Source organism: Nonomuraea sp. NPDC059023, from assembly GCF_042740095.1.
Taxonomy (GTDB): domain Bacteria; phylum Actinomycetota; class Actinomycetes; order Streptosporangiales; family Streptosporangiaceae; genus Nonomuraea.
The window spans coordinates 150,720-167,025 of sequence record NZ_JBHYIO010000023.1 but is presented as its reverse complement, the minus strand read 5'-3'; the positions used below and the strand labels follow the sequence as shown (position 1 = coordinate 167,025).

General features: G+C 70.8%; 10 protein-coding genes. 2 read left to right on the top strand and 8 right to left on the bottom strand.

What is annotated here, in order from left to right:
* The first annotated feature begins 8 nt into the window (after window positions 1-8).
* Window positions 9-485, top strand: coding sequence for a hypothetical protein (locus ACFWYW_RS34350; RefSeq protein WP_379612357.1), 477 nt, complete (start codon window positions 9-11; stop codon window positions 483-485).
* On the opposite strand, the gene ACFWYW_RS34345 is transcribed toward ACFWYW_RS34350, so the two are convergent.
* From ACFWYW_RS34345 to ACFWYW_RS34310, 8 genes are read right to left on the bottom strand one after another with little or no spacing between them, the layout of a single operon-like run.
* Complete coding sequence (locus ACFWYW_RS34345) at window positions 486-3,494, bottom strand: hypothetical protein (RefSeq protein ID WP_379612359.1); 3,009 nt, start codon at window positions 3,492-3,494, stop codon at window positions 486-488.
* Window positions 3,491-5,575, bottom strand: coding sequence for an Hsp70 family protein (locus tag ACFWYW_RS34340; RefSeq protein WP_379612361.1), 2,085 nt, complete (start codon window positions 5,573-5,575; stop codon window positions 3,491-3,493). The genes ACFWYW_RS34345 and ACFWYW_RS34340 overlap by 4 nt, the downstream gene beginning before the upstream one ends.
* Before the next feature lie 24 nt (window positions 5,576-5,599).
* The gene (locus ACFWYW_RS34335; RefSeq protein WP_379612362.1) at window positions 5,600-7,267 is read right to left on the bottom strand and encodes an Hsp70 family protein; all 1,668 of its coding nucleotides are present in this window, start codon (window positions 7,265-7,267) and stop codon (window positions 5,600-5,602) included.
* Window positions 7,264-7,785: a nucleotide exchange factor GrpE gene (locus tag ACFWYW_RS34330; protein ID WP_379612363.1), complete on the bottom strand. Its 522-nt coding sequence runs from the start codon at window positions 7,783-7,785 to the stop codon at window positions 7,264-7,266. The genes ACFWYW_RS34335 and ACFWYW_RS34330 overlap by 4 nt, the downstream gene beginning before the upstream one ends.
* Window positions 7,782-8,456, bottom strand: coding sequence for an RES family NAD+ phosphorylase (locus ACFWYW_RS34325; protein WP_379612364.1), 675 nt, complete (start codon window positions 8,454-8,456; stop codon window positions 7,782-7,784). Before ACFWYW_RS34325 ends, ACFWYW_RS34330 begins: the two co-directional genes overlap by 4 nt.
* Before the next feature lies 1 nt (window position 8,457).
* Window positions 8,458-9,132, bottom strand: coding sequence for a hypothetical protein (locus ACFWYW_RS34320; RefSeq protein ID WP_379612365.1), 675 nt, complete (start codon window positions 9,130-9,132; stop codon window positions 8,458-8,460).
* A gap of 18 nt (window positions 9,133-9,150) precedes the next feature.
* On the bottom strand, window positions 9,151-10,734 hold the full coding sequence (locus ACFWYW_RS34315) for an Hsp70 family protein (RefSeq protein WP_379612367.1): 1,584 nt from the start codon (window positions 10,732-10,734) through the stop codon (window positions 9,151-9,153).
* An 8-nt stretch (window positions 10,735-10,742) separates the two neighbouring features.
* Window positions 10,743-14,864 (bottom strand): CHAT domain-containing protein, encoded by a 4,122-nt coding sequence (locus ACFWYW_RS34310; protein ID WP_379612369.1) that lies wholly within the window; start codon window positions 14,862-14,864, stop codon window positions 10,743-10,745.
* 345 nt (window positions 14,865-15,209) lie between these two features.
* On the opposite strand from ACFWYW_RS34310, the gene ACFWYW_RS34305 reads away from it, so the two are divergent.
* Entirely contained in the window at window positions 15,210-16,304 is a 1,095-nt protein-coding gene (locus ACFWYW_RS34305) for a macro domain-containing protein (RefSeq protein ID WP_379612370.1), read from the top strand.
* The last annotated feature ends 2 nt before the right edge of the window (window positions 16,305-16,306 follow it).

Genomic DNA, 16,306 nt, shown 5'->3' with positions numbered 1-16,306 from the left:
GGAACCTCGTGTTCGGCACCATCGGCTGGCTGTTCGCCGATCTCATGGTGGCGCTGGCGATGGCGTTCCTGGTGGCGACGACGGTGGGCGTGCCGGAGCCGCCCGAGCCGCCCCCCACGCCCACGCCCGCACCCACGCCGAGCCGGACGCCCGAGCCGGGGCTCGAACAGCGACCGGTCGAGGTGACGATGAAGGTCGACTGGGCGGGGCTGCTGGCCGGCGACGAGAAGGCCGAGGCGGGGATACGGCGGAAGGTCCGCGAGGTCGAGAAGCTGCACGGCCGGCGGGCCGGCCTGGTGCTGGCCTTCGGCGGCGCGGGAGACACGGACCCCGGCCGCGCCCTGAACATCGCCAGGAAGGCGAACGCGGTGCTCAAGGACCTCGGCAAGTCCGGTTACGTGTTCCAGGGCGCCGTGTTCCGGCCCTTTCTGAGCCACCGGGCGGTCAGCACCCTGGTCCTGGACATCTACCTGCTCAAGAAGTGATCACAGCGGCACGAGTTCCACGGCGGACGCCTCGCCGGACGAGGCGGTGAACAGGCGGTACCGGAGCCGTCGATCGGTGAACCGCGGCAACTCCACCGTCCGCGTGCCGTTGACGGTGATCGGATCGACGAGGGCGCACCGGATGCCGTCCTCGCGGGTTCGCGGTGGCCGCTCCCGCCGGCCGTACAGGGCGAGGGCGGGGAGCCTGACCTGGCCGTCGGTCCTCAGCATCAGTTGCGGCCGCCGGGCATCCGCCCCTTGCACCTGGTACCCGACGCGGACGGGCGGCCTGACGAGGTGGCGGCGCACGCCCGCGGTCACGAAGTCCGTCCCGTCCCGCTCGACGACGACGGCGACGACGACGTGGGCAGCGGTGTCGTCCGGCCGTACGGTGACCGAGCAGCCGCCCACCTCCTCCCCCGGTTCCCTGGTCACCGACAGCGGGCGCGCGGCGGTGGTCGGGTCGAGCAGTTCGGCGGTGGGATGGTGGCCGACCAGCGCCCGCGTTCCGCCGGGCGCCCAGGTCCAGGCGAGGCGGAGGGTCCCGTCCTCGAACTCCCCCTGCAGCTCGGACACCTCTTCGTGAACGGCGAAGCGCCGCGGCCCGCCGACGTACAGCATGCCGTTCGCCCGCAGGACCGGCACGTAGGAAAAGCATCCGGTGTCGAAGAGGATGTCGCGCACCGGTGAGGGATCGGTCCGCACGTCCCCGTCCACCTTCAGTACGCCTTCCCGCCCCTGGTCGCCCTCGCGCAGCGATCCGGAGCCGTCCTGACGGACGATCCAGACCTCGCCCCGCTCCGGAGGCGGATAGCGGATCTCCACCTTCAGCCTGTACAGGTTGTACTGCGCGCTGGAGCTGGTCAGGACCAGCGGACCGGGCGGGGACAGCGGCTCGTACGGCATGGCCTGCTGAACCTGACCGGCCGACCAGCGCGTACCCATTCCGGGGACGGAGTACGACGCGCGCGCCGTGTACTGGTAGCGCACCCCGTTGACGACGTCCCGGTCGACCAGGTGCGGCTCCTGCGTGACCGGCAGCTCCACCGGCGCCCCGGAACCGCCCACCACCCGCCGGGAGATCTCGACCCGTTCCGCGCGCTCCGGCAGCGTCCAGGTGAGTTTCACCTGACCGTGGCCGCCCTGGCACTGCAGGTCCGGGTCGGGCAGGACCACGACGGGCTCGGCCACTCCGGGCGCGGAATGTGTGCCGGCCCGCGCGGCGATCACCGCGTAGGTCAGCGGCACCCCCGCGACCTCGCCGGCCGTGCCGTCGTGCCAGGACGAGTCGGTGGTCTCGCCCAGGCGCCGCTGGCCGGGCCGGCTCTCGGCGGACTCCGGCGCGTCCGGGCCGGTCCGCCGTACCACGACATAGGAGACACCGGGGTCCGCGCTGCCCGACCAGCTGACCAGCACACCGGCGGCCGGGTCCGGGACGGTGGCGCGCACGCCGCGGGGCCGCTCCGGCGGGATGCGTTCGAGCTCGGCCCTGGCGACCTCCAGATCCGCGCACCTTTGGAGCGCCTCGGTGAGGAGCTCGACCCGCCGGGTCGTGGAGGTGCGGGGCTGCCGGGACCGGTCATAGAGTTCCCGCGCCTGTCCGATCATCGCCTCCGCCCGTTCGAGCAGCGCCTCGGACTCGGGGAAACCGGGCGGCGCCGTCCGCAGCAGGTCGGCCGCCTGGATGTGCTTCCTGGCGCTCATCAGGTCGGCGATCGTGGCCCGGATCTGATCGACGCGCTCGGCCGCGCTCTTCCAGCGCGACCGCGCGTTCTCGAGCGTGGCCGAGACCGGGTCGGTGCGTCCGGGCGGGAGCCGCCAGATGCCCTCCGCCCGATCCAGCAGGCTCTCCGCGATCGGCATCCGGCCGGCCTCCAGCGCCTCGACGGCCTGGGTGATGAGATCCCGCACGGTGTCGCGCTGCCCGATCGGGAAGCCGCAGCCGCAGCCGCCGTACCGGGGATCGACGGCGCCGCACGCCGGGCAGGGTTCGCGCAGCCCGAACGCGCACATCACGCAGACCTCGGCCAGGGGTCCGTTGAGCATGGTGCACCGGGGGCACTGCACCTGGTGGCGCAGCGTCTTCTCGGCCTCGGCAGCCGGAAGTTCGAGTGCCCAGCCGCGCTGCTGGAACGTCTCCCTGAGGTGCCGCAGCGCGAGATCCAGGTCGTCGATGCCCCGGCGTCTGGCCTCCTCCAGGAAGGCCAGGACCTGCTCGCTGCTGATCGCCTTCGCCGCGGCGAGTACCTTGACCACCCACGCGATCAGCTCGTCGAGCGTGGTCAGCCGCATCGACGTGTCGTGGCGTTCGCGCTGCTCGTCGGTGGCGAAGAGGGTCTTGGCCAGGCCGCTGAGCAGTTCCCGCGCCTTGATCGCCGGATCGGATTTGTTCTTGCGCCTGTGTTCCTTGCGGTAGAGCTCGTCGGCGGCTTCGAGCAGCAGCTTCCTGGGGCTGTGGGGGGTGACCGTCGGAGCCACCGTCTTGAGCGCGTCGTAGAGCGAGTGGAGCCGCGCGCCGTCGAGCATGTCGCGCAGCCGGGCCACGGTGGAGGCGTCCAGCCGGGCGGCGGAGAGATCGTCCTGGACCGGCCCGACCGGTGTGGCGTCCAGCCGGCCGGCCAGTTCCCGGTCCGCGGCCAGGACGTCGGCGAACTCCCGGCGGAGCGACTCCACCTCCGGCGGCAGCAGGTGACCGCGCTTGGCGAGAAGCCGGAGCCTGGCCTGGAACTCCTTGCCCTTGGCCGCCAGCGCGGCCTTCTTGCTCCCGCTGGCCCGCTCTTTCTCTTCGGCGCGCTTGGTCTCGTCCTCCATGACCTCCTGGATGACCCCGGTGGCGTAGAGCTGCTGGTTGCGCTTGGCCGCGATGGCCGAGGGGCCCCGCGGCCCCGTGACAGCCATCGACCACTGGTTGCGCGCCTGGGCCAGCGCACGCTGATAGGCCTGCTCGTCCCACGCTGCGTCCGGGTCGAGCCCCAGCAGGATGAAGAAGTTCGGGCGGTCCTCCGTCAACGCCTGCCTCCTTCGGTGATCTCCCGGGCGATCGTGCCGAAGACCTGGCTCAGCGAACCGAGCTGGGTGAACAGCGCCTGCTCGGTGGAGGACGCGATGGCGCGCAGGAACGCCTGGTCGGCGCTGCCGAAACCGACGGCGATGATCTCGATTCCGGCTTTGTGACACCGCCGGGCCCGGCTCTTCGCGTGGCCCTGCTCATCCCAGACTCCGTCGGCGAGCACGACGCTGAACCTCCGGTGCCGGGTGTCGGCCAGCAGCCGGCGGATGTCGTCGAAGGGATGCGTGGCGTTGCCGTACCCGGTGCTGCCGACGGTGAGGCGGCGGATGGCGCGTTCGATGTCCGCGGCGTTGTTGGTCGCGGGCAGGGAGACGTCGACCCGGTCGGAGAAGCCGATGAGGCCGACCGCGACCGTGGTCAGGTCAAGCTGGCTCACGAACGCCCTGGCGGCCTGCTGCGCCCCGGCCAGTGGGCTGCCGGACATGCTGCCCGACAGGTCGAAGGCCAGGTAGACCGTCATCGCCTCACGTGAGCCGCCGCGCTGGGGCGGCTGGAGGAAGCGCTCGGGAACGTCGGCCGGCAACTCCTCAACGCTGACGACCAGGGGGGCGCCCGTCACCCGCTCCGCCGCGGTCACCTGGACCAGGGCGCTGTCGTCGTAGGCGTAGGAGACGTCGATCACGGCGTCCCGCGGGCCCAGGGCGGCGGGGAATCCGGTGACGACGTACCGGCCGAGATAGACGCAGTCCTGGACGTCGTCGGTCTCGCCCTGGGTGAGGAAGACCTCCATCGTGTCCCCGCCGTCGCCCTTGAGCCGGAACTGGTAGGGACGGGTCGCGTTCGAGGGAATGCGCTGGTTGCGCGGGAGCAGGACGCTGTTGACGTACCTCTCCCCCGCGGCGTCCTCGGCGATCATGCCGAGGCTGTGCGCGACGACGTTCTTGATCTGGCGCGGCGCGTCCAGCCGGAGGATGGGCCTGGCCTCGCCCGGGTCCGAGCCGGGCAGACGCAACGGTCCCTCGGCCGCTTCGGCTTCCAGGAGGATCGCCGCCTGGGCGGCGGCTCCGAGCGCCACGGCGTGGTCGGCATGGATTCCGCCCATCGGCGGCCGGCCGGACATGTGCTCGATCCACCGGGCGACCATCGGCATCCTGGTGGAGCCGCCGACCGGGAGCACCCCGTGGATGTCCGCCCAGGTGAGCCCGGTCTCCTCCAGCAGCTTGGCGGTGAGCTGCCCGGTCTGCTCCAGCAGGTCGGCGCAGGCCGCCTCGAACGCCTGCCTGGTCACCGCCGCCTTGATCGTGCGGCCGCCCAGCGTGAGACGCGCCTCCGCCGCCCGGCGCGCCGACAGCGTCTGCTTCAGCCGTTCCGCCTCGACCAGCAGGACGCCGGGATGCGCCGCGAGCAGTTCGGCGTCTTCCGGGGACAGGCCGCTCAGCATCTCGCCGGTCAGCCGGTCGTCCCAGTCCCGGCCGCCGAGTTCGTGGTCGCCCTCGGCGGCGATGACGGTGATCTCGTCCGGGCCCACCTCCACCAGCGAGATGTCGAAGGTGCCGCCCCCGAGGTCGTACACCAGCAGGCGCCGCGTGTCCGGCCCCGGCCGCAGCCCGTAGGCGAGGGCGGCCGCGGTCGGCTCGCTCATCAGCCGCAGCACCTCCAGCCCCGCGCGCCGGCCGGCCTCCAGCGTCGCCGCGCGTTCCGGGTGGGTGAAGTACTCCGGCACGGTCACCACCGCGTGCGTGACCGGCACCCCCAGCGCCGCCTCGGCCTGGGCCTTCAGGTGCGCCAGGACCAGCGCCGACAGCTCCGCCGGCGACCATTCGCGGTCGCCGAGCGCCAGCCGGAACACCGGGTTGCCCATGAACCGCTTGAACAGGTGGGCGACCTCCGCCTTGCCGCCCGCCTGATCCGCCTTGGCCTCCGCCCCCACCACGGGACGGCCGCCGGCGTCGAGCGTGACCACCGACGCGGTCAGCGGCTCCCCCTGGGCGTTGGGGATGATCTCCGGGTCGCCCTCCCGGTTGACCCAGGCCACCGCCGAGTAGGTGGTCCCGAGGTCGATGCCGACGGCTGTGTCCACGTTGTCCGTGCCTTCCTGGGTTCGCTATCCGACGACGCGAATGCCGCGCGAGCGCTCGATGGCCTCCTCCACCTCTTCGAGGGAGAGCACGCGGTCCGTCTCGATGACGGCGGTCACGGTCTTGCCGCCCTCGGCCAGGTCCTTGCCGGTGATGTGCAGGCGTCCCTGGAGGTTGAGCTGGAAGGTGATCTCGATGGGCGAGCCGGCCGGAAGCCCGGACCGCATCTCCAGCGTCGCGTCGCCCACTTCCTCGCCCATGCCGAAGTCCGTGACGATCCGCTCGTCGGCCGTGTTCTCGAAGATCTTGATCTCGATCAGCGACGCGTTGTCGTCGCGGGTGCCGAACACCCTCGTGACCTCGGCCGGCAGGGCCTGCTGGGCCAGCACGAGGTTGGAGATGACCTCGGTGTCGTCATCGGTGTAGGCGAGCACGCCGAAGCTGTGGCTGGCGACGTTCGTCACCTTCATCGTGCTGAACTTCCGCACCGTGCCGAGCCGCAGGTTCATCGTGTCGGCCACGGCCTCCTCCGCCGCCTCGCGCACGTCCTGCGGCGTGGCCGCGATGTCGACCTCCTCGGGCTTCTGGTCGGTCTGCTGCGCGATCTCGTGCCGGATGCGCTCGCTGATCGCCAGCTTCTGTCCGTAGATCGCGGCGCCCTTGGCCACCGCGAAGTCCGGCTCGAAGGACTCGATCTCGAACCCGAAGTCCTTCTCCAGGCGGGCCTTGACCTGCGGCATCTTGGTCGAGCCGCCGACCAGGAGCAGGCGGTCGACCGTCTGGTGCCCGCGCCGTCCGGCGTCCTCCAGCACCGCCTTGGTGAAGGTGACGGTGTTCTCCAGCAGGTGCGCCGTGAGCTCCTCGAACTTCTCCCTCTGCAGCGTCACCGCGGCCTGCTTGCCGTCGTGACTCACCGGGATCCTGGTCTGCGGGAGATTGCTGAGGGAGCGCTTGCCGCTCTCGGCCCGCCCCCACAGGTCCTGCAGCGAGTCGGGTGAGTCCAGGATGTCGCTCTCCGCGCCCGGGTGCTCGGCCCGCCACTGGTCGGCACAGTACTTGACGATCTCCTCGTCCCAGTCCCGGCCGCCGAGCTGGTCGTTGCCGCCCGTGGCGACCACCCGGATGACGTTGCCCTTGATCTCGATGACGGTGATGTCGAAGGTGCCGCCGCCGAGGTCGTAGACGAGCACGGTCTGGTCGCCCTTGTCCTGCACGCCGTACGTGATCGCGGCGGCCGTCGGCTCGTTGAGCACCTCCAGCACCTCCAGGCCGGCGATCTTCCCCGCGTTCGCGGTGGCCTCGCGCTGCGTGGAGTCGAAGTAGGCCGGGCAGGTGATGACCACCTGCCGCGGCCGCGTGCCGCCGAGCTGCGCGGCGTCGTCGACGACCTTGCGCACGATGAAGGAGGAGATCTCCTCCGGGGAGACCTCCTTGCCGTGGAACTCCCGGCGCCACGGCGTGCCCATCTCCCGCTTGATCATCTCGACGACGTTGCCCGGCTCCAGGACGGCCGCGTTCTTGGCCTCCCGTCCCACGACCCGGGTCTCCGCGTCCTCGAACAGCACGACGGAGGGAGTGATGGACTCGCCTTCGAAGTTCGACACGACGGTCGGTTTGCCGCTGGCCTCGTCAACGTGCGCGATGCACGTGTAGGTCGTTCCCAGGTCGATGCCATAAACCCGGTTGTCGCTCAACGGGGAGCTCCTTCTTCGACTTCTTCCACGGAATCTGCCGCCACATGGCGGTAGGCGGTCACCCATTCGGGGCGGAGGACCTTCTCACCCCACGTGAACCCCGCCCTGAGCCGCAGGGCGACCTGGCGGCCCAACGCGGGGTCCGGGGTGGCGAGCGTGCTCACGACCTTCTGGCGGGTACGGTCAACGGAGTCGCCCTCGACGGCGAACCGGTGCACGTCGTTCCTTGCCAGGATCTGCTCGACGGTGTCGCGGACGTACGCGAGACCGCCGGTCGTTTCTGCGGGGGCGCCGCCGTCCTCGACGGCCCGGGTCAGGTCGTCGTGCAGCGAGACGAGATCGAGCAGCACGGGACGCAGCAGTGCTTGCTGGAAGCCCGCGCGGTGCTTCTCGAGTTCCGCGCTCATCGTCTCGATGACGCGCTCCCGTCCGCTGTCGTATCGGATCTTGGCCTCGAAGGCTCGCTGCAGCCTGCCCAGTTCCTCCAGGACCGTCGCGATCGTGGGACCCTCCGTCACGTCGGGTTCCGCCGCTTCCTGGGCGGCCTGGCGATCATCGCCTCGTACGGGCCCAGGTGATGGTTGATCCATATGGCTCCTTCCAGATCGTCGAGATCACGTCCCGCCGCCGGATCGGTGGCGAGGCAACCGTCCGGGCAGCGGTCCCCGAACAGGACGAGCGCCGGGCTGGAGCCCTCCCGTTTGGACGGCCAGATGAGGCCGTGCGCCGCCGTCGCCTGCTTCCTGATCCAGCTCGCCCAGCGACGGGTGGCGTGGTACTCGGCGCTGACGGTCTGGACGAGCCAGGTGTCCTGGGCCACCGCCGCCAGGGCCTCCCCCGAGCACAGGTCCACCAGGGTCAGCACCCGCGTGGTCTCCACGACACTCGCGCGCCGGCCGGCCACGTCACGGCGCCTGATCACCCGCTTGCCCCGGTCGTTGAAGGGCACGTCGCGCAGCAGCGTCTCCAGCAGTGCGGTGGCCGCTTCGAGACCGGCGTAGAAGTACGGGTAGGGGTCCCGGTCGGTGCCGTCGAACCGGCCGCCGTAGAAGTTGGCGTCGGCCTGCTCGGGATTGAAGGACGTCGCCTTGTACGTCCGGTCGTGCACCCGCCACAGCCGGCTGCCGGCGGGCAGTTCACGCAGCTTCGGGGTCGCGCGGAAGGAGGCCGGAGGTGCACCGAAGGGCATCTCACACCTCCGGCTTCTCGTTGCGCGCCGCGGCGATCAGCTGCCCGTCGGGGATTCTCCCGAGCAGCCGGACCGGCGCGTCGCCGAGTCTGCCGTTGTCGCCGAGCCACCAGTCGGCCGCGCCGAGCGGGTCGCCGGCGGCCTCCAGCACCTGGTTGATCGAGCGTACGATCGGCAGGGAGGAACCGTCCTCGGCGAACTGGAAGGCCGGCCAGCTGGGCGTGCCGTCGGCCGTCGTCAGCCGGATCAGGCCGGGATCGGCCGGATCCTGCCCGTTGGCGATCAGCTCGTCCGCGCGCAGCGCCGGCACCGCCCGCATCCTGGCCATGATCCCGCGCTCCACCTCAGCGGCGGTCGGCCCCTGCCGCCCGAGCCGGACCCGTAAGGGCTCGGACAGCCGGAGCCACTCCGCCAGGTTCTCCGCGCGCCGCTCCGGGTCGGGTGCCAGCCGTTCGGACCGGTCGGTCAGCGCCACCAGGAACGGATGGTCGTGCGGCAGCCGGACCCGGAGCAGATCCGCTATCTCCTCGACTATCTCCTCGGAGACCTCCTGGTCGCCCTCCCTGGTGAACTCGTCGACCAGGTCCGAGATCTCCGCGAACTCCGCGGCCGGCAGCCGGCCGCGGATCTCCTCCCACTGCTCGGCCAGCACCGTCAGCGCGCTCCGCAGTCCCATGGCTCGCCTCCCCTCCGGTCACGAACCGGTGTCATGCCGCGCGACCGACTGCCTGGCCCGGTCGACGTCGTTCTGGTTCATCCCGCCCACGCGCAGCTCGAACGTGACCTGCCGGCCCGATGCCGGCTCCACGGCCCGCACCGTGAGCAGTCCGCGCTCGTTCACGAAGAGAGTGACCTCGATCGGCGACCCCTGCGGGAGTTTGTGCAGGTTGAGCAACTTGCCGCGGCCGACCAGCGCGTTGTCGGCGAGTTCCTCCGAGGTCTCCCGCGAGGTCTGTTCCCAGATCTCGATCTCGACGCCCGGCTGGTTCTCCCCCCATGTCTGGAAGGTCACCGGGCCGGAGTCGGCGGGCAGCGGGGTGCCGGCCGGGATCAGGTGCACCACGTACTGGCGCGCCTGCAGCGGGTTGGTGCGCATGCGCGGATCGTTGATGTCCGGGACCTTGACCCCGACGCCGCGCGGCAGGACGGTCGTCACCTGCTGGGAGCGGAGCTTCTCCGTCTGCGGGGTACTGCCGGGCAGCCGGCCGGGGCGTTGTTCCGTCTGTCCGAGCCTGGCGAACATCGCCGCTCCCCGCACCACCGCGAGGTCGGGTTCGTGCCGTCTGGGCGGTTTGCCGAGGAGCTTCTCCAGGCGGGCCCGGATCGCCGGCATCCGGGTCATGCCGCCCACCAGGACGATCTCGTCCAGCTCCGGTACGCCCCTGTCTCGCGCCACGGCGATGGTTTCCTCGGTGCCGGTGAAGGTGCGCTCCAGCAGGTCGGCCGTGAGCTCCTCCAGCCGTTCCCGGCTCAGCTCCACGCGGGCCGTGGCCCGGCCGAAGACGAAGTTCCTGCGCCGGGCGCGAGTACTGCTCAGCTGCTCCTTGAACTGCTCCGCCCAGATCCACACCTCCTGCCTGAACACGGGGTCGGCGGTGGGATCCAGCCGCGGGTACTGCTCGGTGAAGGCGTCGACCAGGAACTCCCGGATCCTGCTGTCCCAGTCTGCGCCGCCGAGGCCGGGGTCGCCCCCTTTGCAGATCACCTCGACGTGGTCGCCGTCCAGCCGTACGACGGCGGTGTCGAACGTGCCGCCGCCGAGGTCGTAGACGAGCAGATGACGGGTGCCCCGGACCGGTGCGCGCCCGCGGTAGGAGAGGGCGGCGGCGACCGGCTCCTCCAGCAGGTCCAGCACGTTGAGCCCGGCGATCTCGCCCGCCCGGCGGGTGGCTTCGCGCTCGGCCACTCCGAAGTGCGCCGGGATGGTGATCACCACATCGCCGACCGGCTTGGTCAGGTGGCGCTGGGCGGCGGAGGTGAGCTCCTTGAGTATCAGCGCGGAGATCGACTCAGGGGTGTAGCGGACGCCGTGAAAGGTGTATTCGACCCCCTCCTGCCCCATCTGGCGCTTGACGTGCTCGACCGACAGGTCCGGGGCCAGTTGCGCGGAGTTCTTGGCGGCCTGGCCGACCATGACCTTCTCCCGGCGGTCGAAGTAGACGACCGAGGGCGTGGTCGTGTCCCCGATCGCGCTGGGGACGATCACCGTCTCGCCGGATTCGTCGACGTACGCGATGCAGGAGTTCGTGGTGCCGAGGTCGATCCCAAATGCTGTCAACGGTCTCCTCATCGGCCTTGATAGGTGAAGGCGGCCCAGGACTCGGGCTCGTGGAGCGGCGTCTCCGCCAGGCGCGCGATCACGTCGGCGGCCAGCCGGGCGGGAACGCGGCGGCGCGGGTCGATCATCCACAGCTGCGCCGCGCGCAGCGCGACCGCCGGGTCGTCGTATCCGGAGTTCAGGTAGTGGTGGAACATGCTCATGAGCACCGCGGTGGGAAAGTCGTCCACGGGCCATCGGGCGCCGACCGCTCCCACCGCCCCGCCGGCGACGAAGGCCGTCGCCAGCGTCAGCGCCTCGTCGTGGTGGCTGCTCGTCAGGTCGCTGCCGCAGGCGGCCAGCACGACCAGCCCGCCGGGAACCTCGCCGGTCCCGGCCAGTCCCTGGCGCAGGATGTCCGTCATCCCGAGGCTCTCGAGGAGGGCCAGCGTGAGGTGGGAGTCGACCGGCCGGGGCCGCGGGCTGGCGTGACAGCCCAGGTGCAGCAGCGTCGCGCCGCCCGATTCCGGGCCGGGCAGCAGGGCGAGGACGTTCTGGCCGGTGGCGCGGCGGAAGGGGGGAGCGTTCGCCCCGCGGGTGCGGCCGCCCAGCAGGCGGGCCCGCGGGTAGTGGTGTTCGTGGATCTGCTCGATCTCCTTCGAGGTCCAGTACAGGTTGCTGTCCCGGACGTTCACCAGCGCGGGCTCCTCCGCCCAGGGGCGGGGCTCGCGCCGCCTGGCGTCGACGAACTGGCGGGCCGAGGCCGCGTAGGAGATCACGGCGTCCTGGCAGGCGTACCGTTTTCCGCCTTTTCCGACGGTACGGCGGGCGGCGTGCCAGGGAACGGCCCCCAGCTCACCCACCGGGACCAGGATCAGGCGATTGGTCCTGGAGGGGTCCGGTGAGTGGCCGGCGAGGGACTCCAGGAGGGGTTCCATGGCCGCGCTCCAGGCCCAGTCGCACAGCTCGCCCAGCGCTTGCCCCCATGCGGTCCTGCTGCTCTCGTCCTGGTCCGCGCGTTCACGCTGGGCCTGGACGAAGGCGGCCACCTTGCTGCCCTGCCCGCCGCTCAGCCGGGGCAGATCCACCCGGTGTACTCGCTCGTCAGGGCCGACCACGAGGGCGACCCCGCCGCGCCAGCCGGGGTGGGAGACCAGGTAGACCAGCGCCGCCGCACCGGACCCGCGCAGCGCCCCGGCGATCTCGGCGACGGTCGCGGGGTTGAACAGCCGGCGCTCGGCGTCCGTCCCCTCGATCGCCGCCATGACGCGCTGCCGCAGGGCGCTGGGCACGTGGATCTCCGGCAGGTTCTCCATGAACTGGGCGTGGCGCTGCGGCGTACCCGTGAGTTCGTCGGGTACGTCCGCGCGCGGCTGCCAGGGTGCGTCGTCCTCCCGGGACGAGGCCGCCTCCCACTCGGCGACCAGGTCGGGATGGTCCGCGCCCAGGAGCTCGGGGATTCCGGTAGCCGTGGTCGCGGCGTGCAGCACCAGGGCCCTGCCCGATTCGAGAGCCTCGATCGCCGTCTCGGTGAGCCCGGAGGCGGCGCACCAGAGCGCCACCTCCGCGGCCTCGCCTCCGCCGGCCACGGCGGCGTCGAAGGCGCGCTCCGTACTGGTCTGGAGCATCACGCTCCAGGCACGGGCGCGCAGGGAGGCGAGGCCCGTCCGGCCCATGCGGTCCTGGTCGCGCAGGCGCTCGTCGGCGCGCAGGTGGTAGGCGCCGGCCAGGCTGTTCAGGTTCAGTGCCATCAGGTGGTTGGGCGCCTCGCCCTCGGTCGCGCGCCGTACCTCCTCCATCTTCTCGATGGCGTTGCTCAGGTCGGCGCGATCATGAGTGAGCTCGTACCGCATCACCAGGGCTCCGCCGATCATGCTCAGCAACCACAGCCGGGCGTCGCCCAGGTCGGAGGCGGCCCGGTAGGCCTCGCTCACCGTGGCGAGTCCCTCGTCGAGCATCCGCACGTCGCGGCGGAGGAAGGCCAGGCCGATCTTCGCGTGTCCGGCGATGCCCGCCTCTTGGGGGTAGTACGGGCTGTTCCTGTCCAGCTCCCGGACCCTGGCCGCGAGGGTGCCGACCATCGTCGTGAGGTCTTCCGGTGAGGACTGGACGTTCCGCGGGTCCAGGTAATGCCCGGCGATGGTCCGCGCGAAGTCCAGCGTGTACAGATCATGCTCGATCAGGCGGCGCGTCCGGTCATCAGGCAACCGGTCGACCTGTTCACGCAGGTGTGCGGTGATCTCGGCCAGCCGGCCGTGGTCGTAATCTCTCATCAGCGGCATGACGGCGAGGAGCCAGTCCATCAGGACGGGGTATTCGCTGTCAGGGGCGTCGGCGGTGCGGCCGGCCCGGGACATGGTGCGGGCGTAGTACATGGCCGCGTCCAGGTGTTCCAGATCTCCCTCCAGCCTGAACCGCTGAGCGAGGATGGACGGCAGCAGCGCCCGGCTCAGGGTGTGGATCTGGTGGCCCGGAGGAGCCAGCTCCACGGCCCGCTTGAGCCTTTCGGTGGTGTCGCGCAGTCCGGGCGCGCCGTCGGATCCGCCGAGGGCCAGGCATGATTCCACGATCACGAGCAGGAAGTGCTGGACGGCCTCGTTCTCCCGGTCGGCCGCGGGACGTTCGGTCGCCTCCTGGAGGAGTTCCCGCACTCTGGCCAGGCGTTCCAGGTTGTACCTGGTGTCCAGTCCGCGTACCAGCAGGCCGGCCAGCCGTACCAGGGTGGAGGCGCGATCGGGGTGGTCGGCGGGGAGTGCCCGCAGAATGTGTTCCAGTAGCTGGAACGCGGCATCGCGTTCTTCCCACGAGGGCGGCCTCGGGGCGTTCCCGCTGCCGGCCGAAGCGTCGAGTACCTGCCCGAGTACGGCCTTGAACACGTGGCGCAGGGGGTGGGCGTCACCGAGTTCGTCGATGAACCGGCTGAACGACTCGATCGTCTCGCCCAGCTCGGCCGACCCGGCCCGCAACGCCTGGAGGTCGCCGAGCAAACCGATCAACCGGCCGAAGTCATCGTCCGCCGCGGCCTGCGGAAGGTTCCCGTGCTCGTGGAACACCGCCGTCAGGCGGTCGCCGACCGGACCCTGGCCGTTCGACGCGATCTCCGCCGACAGCCGCAGGGCGAGCGACATGCTGCCGTACGGCGAGCCGGCGGGATCGGGCTCGACGACCCGGTCCAGGTGATCCAGGGCGAGTCGCGCGGCCTCAGGAGAGGCGGTGTTCCCGGTGGCCAAGATCTGGGCGAAGCCATCGAAGTGCGGCATCTTCCCGCTGGTCCGCAGCGTCTCGGGCGCCGAGCCGGACAGGTGAAGGGCCGCGGCGAAGAGGTGGCAGATGTTCGCGGTGTGGCCGTCGCCGCCGGGGTGTTCCGCGTACGACTCGAGGTCGGTCAGCGCGTTCTCGCGGTCCTCGGTGTCGCCGCCGAACGCGAGGAAACGGATGGTCCGGAGGGTGCCATGCCAGTAGCGGGCGATCGGCCGGTACGGATCGTCGTCTCGGATGTCCTTCCGTACGGTCCCCATCGTCCTGAGCGCCGTGTCGACCCGCTCGCCCAGCGCGGTCCATTCCTCCCTCGCGGAGTCGTCGAGTTCGTCCATCTCGTGCTGGATCTCGGCGGTGAGGGCAGCTCCGAGCCTGGCGGTGACCTCGCCCAGGCTGGAGTGGGCGGGAGGCAGGAGGGCGACGCATCGCTGGAGCGCGTCGGCGGCCAGACGCCAGTCGGTCCGGGCTCCGGCCGGGGCGTAGGAGGCTCGGAGGAGGTGACCGGCGCCGAGGACGTAACAGGCCAGGGCGAGATCCGGGTCGGGATCGTCGTTGGGCGGCGCCAGTACGGCCAGGGCGCCTCCCGCGTACGTGATCGCGGCTTCCACGTCGGCGAGGCTCTGGGCGGTCTCTCCGCGCAGGACCAGGAGCCGGGCGGTCTCCATCTCGATCCACGCGGGTTCGACATCCGGTGGGACAGGCGTGTCCATGGCCGAGCGCAAGGACGCGATGGCCTCATCGAGGTCCTCAGGGGCGCCATCTGCCGCATATCGTGCCGCCAGAAGTGAGCCGAGCTCGGCGAAAAGCTCGAAGCTCGTCTCCTCGGCCGCCACGGCCCGGAGCGCTTCGATCAGCTCCTCGGCGGTCAACTCGTCCCCTGGACCTGCTGTCATCGTGGCCGCTCCTGTGCCCTGCCCGATGCGAACGAACAGACCGTACTACGCCGGAATTCACCATCTCCGGAGATAGCTGGAATGATGCTTATTGCGCGACAATCGGGCATTCATCAAAACAATTTACGGATGCTCACCAAGGACCGTGGCGGGGTCTCACTCCTGTCCGGTGATTCTCCATGCTGGATTTCAGGTCATGTGCGGCTTCTGTCGATATTTAGCGCTTTTGGACACCCGGGAGCGATTCCGCCGGGGGTTTCACATTGAACACCCCCTCCCCGGTGGAACGGGCCGATTGACCTGAATTCAGCCCGTACGCAACCACATTCCGCCCACACTGGAGCCATGCAGCCGCCGCTCCACCACGAACTCATCGCCGACCTCAGGTCGCTACGGGAACGGGGCCCCACGCGCCTTCGCGACACGAGGCTGCCGGCCCTCGACACCGCGGTGGCGCTCTGCGGCATCGCGGGCGAGGACGCCAAGGGCCGGCCACCGGCCGAGACGTACCGCCCGGCGGCCCTGGAGGAACTCCTCCGCCGCGCGATGGCGGAACTGGGCGGCGGCAATCTCACCGGCGCGGCCGAGTACACCTTCGGTCTGGCCCCCGGCACCCGCGACTGGCCGATCGGCGAACGCCGCAAGAGCGCCGCCTCTGTCTACGGGGTCAGCGTCGAGCGATTCCGGAAACACCATGAGCAGCTCATCGTCAAGGAGACGGCCGAGGCGATCCTGCGCCTGTGCCTGGCCTCCGGCGCCACGGACTTCTCACCGTACGGTCTCCGGCATCCCGCCGTGCTCCCGCTGGGCCCCGTCACGCTGGACTTCACCCCCGTGGAGCTGATCAGCGGGATCGACATCGTCGTCTCCTCCGAGAACGTCTACCTGGAAGCGTCCAAGATCTTCCGCAACTCGCTGTCTGCCGCGTTACGGCGGGCCTGCGCCGAGGTCGACGAGACCGGCGAGCTCGTGGACGACGTCATCCGCCGCGAACTCACCCAATGGCTGCACAAGAGGGGACGCCTGGGGCTGCCCGTGGCTCCCGGTAGCGTCGCCGTGACAGAGGCGGGTCGTCTGCGCCGCGCCGGGGTCCGGCGCGTCTATCACGCGGCGGTGGCGGTTCCCCGCGCGGACGGAAACGACTACGAGTTCTCCCCTGCGGCCATGACGCGCGCGATCCACAGCATCTTCCGCCTGGCCGAGGAGGAACGCTCCCGTTTCCAGCCGCACCTGCGATCGATGGCGCTGCCGCTCTTCGGCGCCGGACGCGGTGGCCTGGATCCGGCGCAGAGCATGGAGTGGCTGTGGACCGCGATCGAACGTGACATCGATCCCGAGACCGTCCGGCGCTGGGATCTTCACATCATCACGCGCACCCGACGGCACGCGGAGGCCGTCATCCGGCATTTCGCTCCGCCCTCGCCACCCGCGCCACGATGATC